The 10,487-nt window shown below is 57.1% G+C and carries 12 protein-coding genes; all 12 read right to left on the reverse strand.

The window, feature by feature from the left end:
* Positions 1-39: 39 nt before the first annotated feature.
* Positions 40-819, reverse strand: a complete 780-nt coding sequence (locus OS242_RS17600) for a DUF881 domain-containing protein (RefSeq protein WP_267153008.1) — start codon at positions 817-819, stop codon at positions 40-42.
* Positions 816-1,391, reverse strand: a complete 576-nt coding sequence (locus tag OS242_RS17605) for an RNA polymerase sigma factor (RefSeq protein WP_267153009.1) — start codon at positions 1,389-1,391, stop codon at positions 816-818. Before OS242_RS17605 ends, OS242_RS17600 begins: the two co-directional genes overlap by 4 nt.
* 157 nt (positions 1,392-1,548) lie before the next feature.
* Positions 1,549-2,424 (reverse strand): metal ABC transporter permease, encoded by an 876-nt coding sequence (locus OS242_RS17610; RefSeq protein WP_267153010.1) that lies wholly within the window; start codon positions 2,422-2,424, stop codon positions 1,549-1,551.
* Positions 2,421-3,743: a metal ABC transporter permease gene (locus tag OS242_RS17615; RefSeq protein WP_267153011.1), complete on the reverse strand. Its 1,323-nt coding sequence runs from the start codon at positions 3,741-3,743 to the stop codon at positions 2,421-2,423. Before OS242_RS17615 ends, OS242_RS17610 begins: the two co-directional genes overlap by 4 nt.
* A 12-nt stretch (positions 3,744-3,755) precedes the next feature.
* Positions 3,756-4,511 (reverse strand): metal ABC transporter ATP-binding protein, encoded by a 756-nt coding sequence (locus OS242_RS17620; protein WP_267153012.1) that lies wholly within the window; start codon positions 4,509-4,511, stop codon positions 3,756-3,758.
* A gap of 34 nt (positions 4,512-4,545) precedes the next feature.
* Positions 4,546-5,493, reverse strand: coding sequence for a metal ABC transporter solute-binding protein, Zn/Mn family (locus OS242_RS17625; RefSeq protein WP_267153013.1), 948 nt, complete (start codon positions 5,491-5,493; stop codon positions 4,546-4,548).
* 271 nt (positions 5,494-5,764) lie between these two features.
* Positions 5,765-5,980, reverse strand: a complete 216-nt coding sequence (locus OS242_RS17630) for a ferredoxin (protein ID WP_267153014.1) — start codon at positions 5,978-5,980, stop codon at positions 5,765-5,767.
* Between the two features lie 232 nt (positions 5,981-6,212).
* On the reverse strand, positions 6,213-6,824 hold the full coding sequence (locus OS242_RS17635) for a hypothetical protein (protein WP_267153015.1): 612 nt from the start codon (positions 6,822-6,824) through the stop codon (positions 6,213-6,215).
* Between the two features lie 68 nt (positions 6,825-6,892).
* Positions 6,893-7,051 carry a hypothetical protein gene (locus OS242_RS17640; protein ID WP_267153016.1) on the reverse strand — a complete coding sequence of 53 codons (159 nt, stop codon included), beginning with the start codon at positions 7,049-7,051 and terminating at the stop codon, positions 6,893-6,895.
* A 62-nt stretch (positions 7,052-7,113) separates the two neighbouring features.
* On the reverse strand, positions 7,114-8,640 hold the full coding sequence (locus OS242_RS17645) for an anti-sigma factor family protein (RefSeq protein WP_267153017.1): 1,527 nt from the start codon (positions 8,638-8,640) through the stop codon (positions 7,114-7,116).
* Positions 8,637-9,167, reverse strand: coding sequence for an RNA polymerase sigma factor (locus tag OS242_RS17650; protein WP_267153018.1), 531 nt, complete (start codon positions 9,165-9,167; stop codon positions 8,637-8,639). Before OS242_RS17650 ends, OS242_RS17645 begins: the two co-directional genes overlap by 4 nt.
* A 132-nt stretch (positions 9,168-9,299) precedes the next feature.
* Positions 9,300-10,487, reverse strand: a 1,188-nt coding sequence (locus tag OS242_RS17655; RefSeq protein WP_267153019.1) for a DUF2247 family protein, incomplete at its 5' end; no start/stop codon positions are given.

Raw genomic sequence — 10,487 nt, forward strand, 5'->3', positions numbered from 1 at the left:
GCTGTTTCTCTCTGTTTCCGCCGACCCTTGCCCGTCGGTCTATTCCTCGTCGATCGCGACCAGTTCCTCTTGGGAAAGAGTCACGTCGAGGTTGTCCTTGACTTTGAGCTGCATGAGCACCGACTGCGGGTCTTGCAGCGTTTGGTACAGTTGTTGGCCGTCGCCGATCACCTTGATCGTGAACGGAGCCTGCACGCGCCGATCCTGGATTTCCATCAGCGTGCCGTGCGTGATCACCTTGGTGTACGCGCCGACTTGGATGCCGTTGATCGACACCAGTTGTCCGCCGTTTGTGTACAGTTCCTGCACGAGGCGGTAGATGTCAAAATTGGACTCCAGATCGTTCGCGAGCACGCCTTTGCGCACGAGGGCGGAGTTTTGGTCGTGGATGGTGATCTCCACCCCTTCCCCGATAAACTGGCCGTTGTTGTGCGGGATCACTTGGCGCAGCAGCCGCTGTTCCCGCTGCGCTTTTTTCAGGGCGATCTCCTCTTCCTTTTCCTTGACCGCAAGCGAAGAATGCGGTGCGCCCGACCCGGAAGTCACCGGAGTTTGCGGTGCTTCTTGCAGACTCGGGAGCAGGGCCACCGTCAGGCAGGCGGCTGCGACGGCACCGCCGATGGAAAGGAAGGTGCGGATCGCAGACGAGGACAGCCGGCGCTGTTTCGCAACGGCGGCCGCCGCTTCTTCCTGCCGAGCTTCCGCGAGGATGCGGGCGAGCATCTCCTCTTTCAGACCTTGGCGCGGTTCGATGGCGGGCAGGTCGCCCACCGCTTCTTGAAGCGGGTTTTGAGATGATCCTTTTTCACGGAAGATCATGTGCCCACCTCCTTCGACGGCAGATCCGGCAACAGGATGGGAAAGCTCGGATCTGCCGAAAGCAACGAGCGTAATTTTCGCAACGCACGAAAATGCGTCACTTTGACTTTGGTCTCTGTGCATTCCATGATCTCGGCCGTCTCGCGCACCGAGAATCCGTGCAGACCGCGCAGCACGATCACCGTTTTGTAGGTGTCTTTCAACATGCCGAGCGCCAGTTGCAGTTTGGCCATCGCTTCTTTTTCTTCCAAGAGATCGGCAGGTGTGCTCCCGTGCTCCGGGAGTTGCCACAAAAGTTCGTCCTCGGTGAGCGGCAGCGGTTTTTTCCGCACCACCCAGTTGCGAACGGTGTTGCGGGCGATCGCAAACAGCCACGTGCGCACTTCCGAATCCCCCCGGAACCGGGCCAGGCCGCGATACGCTTTCACAAACACCTCTTGGGTCAGGTCTTCCGCATCCTGACTCCGGCCGACCGTATAAGCCACAAAATTATAGACGTCTTTGAAATATCGGTCATAGAGTTGATGAAACAGTTGCTCAAGCTCTGCGGAGCGCCCCCCTGAACCTTGCAAATCGATTCACTCCTTATGATTAGACCCCCGTATGAATCGCCGGTTACACGTATCGCACAAATTTTTGTATTGAATTATTCGCAATTGCCAGTCCAGATTCCTTTATTCAGAAAATAAAAGAGGTGTTGATCTGGGATCAACACCTGATACTTCCAATTTAATTTGCGAGTCGGCGCTTGGCTCGCCATTTCATGACCACCCCGTGCGACGGGGAGAAAAGGAAAGCCAGCAGGAACAGCGTCCCGGCTGTCGTCGTCATCGCCCCGGCGATGGAAGCGTTGAGCAGCACGGCCGCGTAGTAGCCGATGACGGCGGTGACGATGCCGATGATGCAAGACATTCCGAGCATGATCCCGAGCCTATCGGTGAGCAGATAGGCGGTCGCGCCGGGCACGATCAGCATCGCGACGACGAGGATCGCGCCGACGCTCTCAAACGCCGAGACGGTCGTCATCGAGACGAGCGTCATCAGGATGTAGTGCAGCAGAGTGACCGGCAGACCCAACGCGGCGGCGAGGGCCGGGTCAAAGGATGTGATCTTGAACTCTTTGTAGAGCAGCCCGATCACCGCCAGCGACAGCAGAAACGTGCCGCCGACCATCCAGACGGCGCGCGGTCCGAGTTCGACGCCGCCGACGACCAGTTGATTCCACGGCACGTAGGCGATCTCGCCGTAGAGCACGTGCGCGAGGTCGATGTGCACATCACGGGCATACACCGAGACGAGCACGACGCCGACCGCAAACAAAGAGGTAAACGTCACGCCGATCGCGGCGTCCGACTGCACCCCGCTCTGGTGCAACGTCTGCACAAGAAACGTGGTCAAAAGGCCAAACACCGCCGCGCCGATCAGCATCGCCCACGAGTCGAGCGAGTGTGAGATCAGAAAGGCGATGACGATGCCGGGGAGCGCCGTGTGTGAGATCGCGTCGCCGAGCATCGCCATCCGGCGCAGGATCAGCCAGCACCCGATAAATGAACAGGAAGACGCGACGAGCGCCCCCGTCAGGATCACCCACAGTTCATAGCTCATGCGCGTCCACCTCCCGCAAAGGTCAGGCGCGGCTTCAACTCATGGGCGTCGAGCAGCCGGTCGACTTCCTGCAACACCTCGGGCGGCAGTTGCTCCGCGAGGCCGCCCTGACGGCCGTCCCATTTGAAGGAGCCGAGCACGCCTTCGTACATATTGAAGATCTCCCACATCCGCTGGTGCAACGTCAGCTCATAGGCGAGCTCGCCGCCTTTGTCGGTCAGCATCCAGCGCGTCTCAAGTCCCTGCGCGGCCCCAACCCGTTTGACCAGACCGTCCCGATGCAGGCGACGCAGCGTGCGCAGCGCGGCTTTGGGAGCGGTCGGACGGCGCTCGATCAACTGAGCGATGCGATAGCCGATCCCTGGGCGCAGACGTCCGGCCAGCAGGTCTTTTTCGGCGAGATCGTACAGCGACTGAAGCAGATTTTCCTCGGCGATCCGCGAGCGCAGCTTGATCCGGCGCATCCCCTTGACGGCGAGCCCGCGCTGCGGCGCGACGATCAGCGAGAGGAGGAACAAAGCGGTCGCACAGAGCACGATCACAGGGCCGGTCGGCATGTTGTACGTCAAGCTGGAGACGAGTGTCCCGGCCGCTCCGGAGAGAGCGCCGAACAGCCCGGCGAGCACGATCATCCGATCCAGCCGCTCCGTCCAGTAGCGGGCAGCCAGCGCGGGGATGATCAGCATCGCCGCCATCAGCACCACGCCGACCGCCTGCAGCCCGATCACGACGGCGAGCACGATCAGGAGCATCAGCAGGGCGTTGAACAGCCCCATCGGCAGGCCGAGCCCGCGGCCAAAGCCCGGGTCGAAGCTCAGCAGTTTAAACTCCTTGAAGAACAGCCAGCAGACGAAGAGCAGCACAGCCGCCACGCCCATCATCACCTTTACGTCCGTGCCGACCAGAGAGGCCGCCTTGCCGAACAAAAACGAGTCGAGTCCGCTCTGGTTGCCGTTGGCGCTCTGTTGAATCTTCGTCAGCAGCACGATGCCAAAGCCGAAGAAGACGGAGAGCACCAGCCCGAGCGCTGTATCCTCTTTGATCCGCGAGTATCGGGTGATCGCCTGGATGCAGGCGGCGGCGAGCAGGCCGGCCACCACGGCGCCGATCAGAAACAAGGTGATCGATTTGCTGCCGACCAGCATAAAGGCGATGCAGATCCCCGGCAGCGCGGCATGTGCAAACGCGTCGCCGAGCAGACTGTGTTTGCGCAGGAGCGCGAAGCAGCCGAGCACGCCGCTGGAGAGTCCGAGCAGAACGCAGGCGGCCAGTACCCAGCGCGTGTTCGGGTCGGAGAGTATCAGCCATAAGGATTCCATCAGGGACACCTCCTACGCTTTGAAGGCGGACAGGTTGCCCGACTCTTGGAGCAGAGACAGTCTGCCGCCGTACGTCTTTTGCAGATTTTCAGCTGTGAACACTTCTTCGGTAGGGCCAAACTCGATCAGGCGAATGTTCAAGAGCAGCACCCAGTCGAAGTATTCGGTGACCGTCTGCAGGTCGTGGTGAACGACGAGCACCGTCTTGCCTTGATGTTTCAGTTCGGTCAAGAGCGCGATGATCGCTTTTTCGGTCGCGGCATCGACGCCGACGAACGGTTCATCCATGAAGTAGATCTCGGCATCCTGCGCCAGTGCGCGTGCCAGAAACACGCGCTGCTGTTGGCCGCCTGACAACTGCGAGATCTGGCGGTCGGCATAGTCGGCCATGCCGACTTTCTCCAGCGCACTCATCGCCAGTGCCTTGTCTTTGCTGCTCGGACGGCGGAACCAACCGATGTGGCCGTAGCGCCCCATCAGCACGACATCCAACGCCGACGTCGGAAAGTCCCAGTCGACCGACTCGCGCTGCGGCACATAGCCGATGCGGCGGCGTTCTTGCTTGTATGGTTTTCCGAAGATTTGGACCTCTCCGGATGCGCGAGGGATCAGCCCGAGAATGCTTTTGATCAGCGTCGATTTGCCTGCGCCGTTCGGGCCGACGATGCCGATCAGTTTGCCCTTGGGCACAGAAAATTCGACCTCTCGCAGCACCGGTTTTTGATGGTAGGCGACGGTGAGGTTTTCGACCGTAACCGGATGTTCCATTGTGCTTCCCCCTCCTTTTCTCTGATGCGGCAGGCTATTTCAACGCCTTCACGATGGAGTCGACGTTATGGCGGACCATGCCGATGTATGTGCCTTCTGCGGTGCCTGCGTCTCCGAGCGCGTCGGAATACAGTTCGCCGCCGATCTGGACTTGGTGATGTTTCGCGTTTGCCCCTTGGACGACCGCTTCAATCGCCTTTTTCGGGACGCTCGACTCGACGAACACCGCTTTGATCTTTTTCTCGACCAGAGCGTCGACGAGCTTCTGCACGTCTTTCAGGCCGTATTCCGAATCGGTGGAGAGTCCTTGCAGCCCCATCACCTCAATGTCATAGGCGCTCCCAAAATAGCCGAACGCATCGTGGGCGGTGACCAGCACGCGATTTTCTTTCGGGATCGTGGCCAGTTGCTCCCGGGCGTAATCGTCCAGCTCTTGCAGTTGCTTTTTGTACGCGGTCGCGTTGGCCTCGTACTGCTCCTTGTGCGCCGGATCGGCCTCGATCAGGCCATCCTTGACCCGGTCGGCCGCCTTCATCCACAGCTTGACGTCAAACCAGACGTGCGGGTCGTGCTGGCCGTCGAACTCAGCCGGTTTGTGCAGCTCTTGCTCGGTCATGCGCTCGCTGACGGCGATGGCCGGCTTTTGCTTTGAGATCTGTTCAAAGACGTCGGTCATCTTGCCTTCGAGGTGCAAGCCGTTGTAAAAGACGACCTGCGCTTGGCCGAGCTTGGCGATGTCGCCTTGCGACGCTTTGTACAGATGCGGGTCCACCCCCGGACCCATCAAAGATTCCACCGCGACGTGCTCGCCGCCGATGTTGTGCACCAGATCGCCGATCATGCCGGTCGTGGCCACCGCACGGATCTGATCTCCGTTGGCAGAAGTGCCTGTGCCCGCGTCGTTGCCGCACCCGGTCACGAGCACCGCAAGCGCCGTCATCAATACAATGGAAATTCGTTTTCGTACCTTGCTAAAAAGCATGTTGTCTGTCCCTCCTTAAAAAGTTTTATACAGGCAATTATTTTGCGCTAGGTAAACAAGCTTTCGTCCGGCTAAAAAAGTTTCCTTAGACCAACTTTACCGTATGCTGTCAGATTCCGTCAAGTGTTTCCCTAGAGAAACTTTGTTGGGCTCAACCCCAGAATATGCCGTCCAGCCAAATTTGCTACTGCCGTCACACGGATCAGGAAACACAAAAAAACCGCCGAAGCGGATTCGGCGGTTTTGTTGGTTATGTGTTTGTTGAAGAAGATTACTCTTCCCAGCGAACGGATTCGGTCGGGCAACCGTCTTTTGCGTCGAGCGCGTCGGACAGGAACTCTTCCGGAACTTCTACGAAGCCTTCGAGACCGCCTTCGAGTTTAACGAATGCGTAGCCGTCGTCGTCGGACTCATATACGTCCGGGCAGGTGGAGTAGCATGCGCCGCAAGCGATGCAGGTATCTTTGTCAACCCAAGTCTTAGCCATTTGGAAATTCACTCCTTCTTGTCTTATGAGAGAAATTATAAACGATATCTCCCTATTCTGCAATCAAGTCCATGCAGAAATCTCCTGTCCTATTGTGTCACAAAAGGGCAAGAGTATGACTCTAAAGACAAGAAGTACGAGTATTCTTCTGTTTTCATGAAATTAGACCCTTCTTTACCTGTCTTTAGTATAGCACAACCAGTTGATAATGAGAATAGTTTTCATCGGGATTTTATACAGGTTTTGTTCGCCACACGTTCAGCCGGTAGGAACCGTCCCGCAGCACTTCCACCTCATAGGTGGCGACATGCGGACCGTGCAGCATGTCGTCTTTGTGATCTTGCTCGACCGTCCACGTCCACTTGTTCTTTTTGAAAAACGCCGCCGGTTTGTCGGCGTCGAACACGCCGGGATACCCGTCGCGCGGGATCAGTTGGATCGCGCCGTTTTTGGCCTCGTAAAACTCCTCGGTCAGCGTGCGGGCGATGTCGGGCGCGTATCCCTTTTTGCGCAGGAGTTCGGCCACTTCGTCCAGCGTCTCGACGTCCTCGACGCGGCCGCTGCCGTCGTGCGGCAGAGAGTAGCCTTTCGGATGCGTCATCCGTGCCAGTTTCTCCCGGATCTCCTTTTGGATCTGCTCTTCCGACTTTTCGCCCGCCTTCTCTTCCGTCCCGCCATTCGGATCGGTGCCCGAACCGCCCGAACCGCCCGGACTGCCCGGCTGCTGTCCGGGCTCGCTCGTCTTCGGCGGCGGCGTGCTCGGCGGTGCCGGGTCGTCTGCCGGCGCGGAACACGCGGTCAGCATCATCGCAGCCGCCACGAAGATCGGGATCGCTTTTTGCATCATGCAGCCCCCTTTCAGATGGACATCCCTGAGACCATCTTATGGGACAACATAGAAAAAGAGACCCGTTAGTTCCGGATCTCCAGCCGCTTGATCGTCTGCCATTGGTCAAAATTGTGTTTGCCTGTCGGTTGGCCGTCGCCCTGTGTCTGATCGGCGACCTTCCCCGGAGCGGCAAGGGTGATCAGGAGAGTCATCGCGGCGAGCATCCATTGGTGTTTGCGCATGATGCATTCCTCCAAAAGCTCTTGATGGTCTTAGCATGCACCATGCGCAGACATTTCATGTGTCAAAGCTTGTCAGGGCTGCCGTCCAGTTTCCAAGTGCCGTCGTTGTCGCCCGACAGGTGAAACCGATACTGACTGCGGGACGATTCGTAGCTCCCGTGCGGCCCGGACATCTCCACATGCGCTTCGACGACCAGCGTGCCGAGGCGAACGCGCTCAGAGAGTACCAGCAGTTCGCTGAAGCTGTGGATCACGCCGGCCTCCTGCTGGCCCCGGAAATAGTCGAGCACCGGCCGCTCCTGCGGTCCCGGCTGTTCGACAGGCAAGGCCCGGGCGATAAACGCCGGTTTCCACAGGCCGCCGTCTCCTTGCAGATACGGCTGCGTCAGACCGACCACATAGCGCACGCCGCCTTGTTCGACAGCCACGCGGTCACGAACCTGCGTCCCGCTGACCTGCGCGTTCCAAGCAAATCCCAACTCGCGCAGATGGCGGGAGACGACCCGCACCGGATCGGTGACGTAGCTGTAGCGGGCCGGGTCGGACTGCGACTTGCTCTGCATCGCCTCATCAAGAATGTCGAGCGACGGAGCATCGCCGACGCGGGGCACCGCAGTCGGCTGTTCGACAGGCACGCTCGACTCGTCGATCACGTTGCCTTCCGGGTCGGTGAACGTAACGGTGGTCGTGTCGTTCGATGTATGCGGCGCGTTCAGTTCGAACACCGCCACTTCGGTGCCGCCTTGCGTGCCGGACAGCGGAGCGAGCGTCACGATGACACGGCCGCCTTCGATCGTGACGTTGATCGGCGTCGAGTTGACGGTGACGACGACCACGTGGTCGTTGTCGTTCGGCAGCGGTTCTTCGTCGACGCTGGCGATACCGCTCGTGTCGCCGTTCTTTTCAGCAGGCGGGCGAGGCGCGTCCTCTTTGCCTTTTGCAAGGTCTTCCGGGGTCACGGTGACACCTGTTTGCTCCTTGACTTGGTCGAGGTCGCTCGGGGCGACGGCGACCGCACGCATCGGCAACTCTGTCTCGACTTTTTCCCGGATGATCAGCCTTGGCTCCGACTGGGTCGATTTAAGTTCGACAGTCAGCGCGGCGGTGCTTTCCTGATCGGGCGGGGGCTTGATCTCCGGCGGCTCAGGCAACAGCTGCCCCGTCGGCCCGTGAGTCGGCTCCTGGCCTTTTTCCGGGAGCAGAGCCACGTGGTCCGGTTGACCGGTCCCTTCCTGATGGTCGAACCAGCCATTCGTCATCGGGATGGACAGACCGACCCCCAGCACCACCGCAGCGGCTGCCGGGACGGCTCGCTTCCAGAGCGGAACGACGCGGCGTTTCGGCGCAGCGGGCGCGGCTCCTTCCACAGTTTGGCGGAGAAGTTCCGGGGTCATCTGCATGGCGAAGCTCGTCTCCGGCCGGACTTTGCTCAATTTGGCAAGGCCCGCCGCCAACGACATGTACTCGTCGTACTCGCGGCGGCATTCTGCGCACGTCTCGATGTGTGTGTCCAAGACGGTCTGTTCCGCCTGCGAGAGGTCTTCGTCGATGGCGCGCTGGATCAACTCGCGGTAAGCTTCGTGCGTCAAACTGGATCACCTCCATAAAACAGCGTTCGTAGTTTCTCGCGGCCGCGAAACAGCCGCGTTTTCACTTGTGCTTCGGTCAGTTCAAGCGCTTCGGCGATCTCTTGATAAGACATGTCATGGACATGCCGCAACACCAACACTTCCCGGTAGTTGACCGGGAGCATCGCAATCGCTTGGTAGAGGCTTTGCTCGGTGAGCCTCGTCTCCACCTGTTCTTCGACAGAAAGGTCGCTCGACTGCCACGCCTCGTCCAGCTCAACGGTCGGCGTTTTGCGCTTTCGCAACTGTTCGCGGAACGTGTTGACCACGACGCGATGAATCCAGCCGCGCAACGAGCCCTCACCCTGAAACTGATTGAGCGAGCGGCAGACTTTCCACAGGCTCTCCTGCGTCACGTCCTCCGCATCGACTTTTTTTCCGGTCAGGTAGTAGGCCGTTTGGTAGATAAACGGCTCCACCGTACGCAAAAATTGCGAGAGCGCTTCCTGACTTTTCAAAGCGTCTGCCACAATCTGTTTGTCCTGCATCGGCCTTCCTCCCCTTACTATGTAACGATGCTGGTGAGAGGTAAAAAGTTTCACCAAGGTCTTAAAAAAGCATCGCTTCTATTATAGCAGGGAAAAAAGCCCTTTCAGTGAAGAAAGGGCTTTTTCTTGTGATTAGATTCTGATGTATGACGTAGAGCTTCGAAAATTCTTTAGGAATGATCGTGCAATATCATCCGGTACATTCTGATTGTTAAAGTTTAACGGCAATATATTTGTGATTGCTGTTTCTATAGAAAACCACAAATCACTTGTGGGACCGCTTGTTGCGTCGTCAACCCCCAACAAACAAATGCCGTAACTCCGCTCTCCCCAAATGGCCCATTTCAATGAAGGAGACAGCCAGATTACAACCTCAGAGTTAAACAAAATCGCATCAACTGGGCTCCCGTTAGGACCTTGTTCAAGCATTTCCCAGTAATCTTCAGCAGTAGTTCCTCTGGACAGGATGCACCAATTGTACTGCTCAAACTCTTTAAAAAAGTATTCGATCGGATTCGGGTCTAACACAGCCATAAGGATAAAAGAATCACCTGCTGCATCAGCAAGCCGCGTCAATTCAGTCCAAAAGGAGTCACTCAAAGCCCTGTCAAATTCGCAAACAGATCTATTTCGAACCGGCATTTTGAAAACTTGATCGGGTAAACGGCGTGTGTGATGAAACGCTTTTTCAACCATAGACGACGCTTGCTCAAATTGCTTCCTATCCGTTATAGATGTACTTTTGAATCTGATCTTTTCTTTTTCCAGGTATCTCCTCCAGTTGTTGTATAATCGTTCCACATTCGCTTCTATTGTCTTGTACAGAGGTTGCTGTGCAGGCATATATCGAACAAATTCAGCGAGTTCCTCAGGGTAATCGAAATCAGCATAAATGATTTCAACCATTCCAAGAGGGTCAGGATCTTGCTCTTTATGCTCAAACAGCCAATTCAGAAGCAAATACAAAAACTTGTCTTTCGGGCTGTAACCACCTTGGTCTGAACAATCGCTTGATAACTCATTCAAATAGGAAAGTATCGACTCTTCACTATTTTCCCAAGCTAATTCCAAAACTTTTTGAGAGGGTTCTTGCTCTTTACCAATCACATACACGGCATGTTCTATAACTGCCATTGTCGTCATATAACCATGATCAACTGCAAATAAAAGATCACTCCAAGTTCGGGTTATGTTGTTGCGGCCGATGCTAAATGCCCAAAAGCTGACGCTATTGCCTGTCCAAAGATTGACGGATATAATGACCACCGTACATATCCTAGAAAAGGAAAAGGACGCCTCTGAATGATGTGCCACTGTATC

This window comes from Tumebacillus lacus (assembly GCF_026410385.1).
GTDB classification, from domain to species: domain Bacteria; phylum Bacillota; class Bacilli; order Tumebacillales; family Tumebacillaceae; genus Tumebacillus; species Tumebacillus lacus.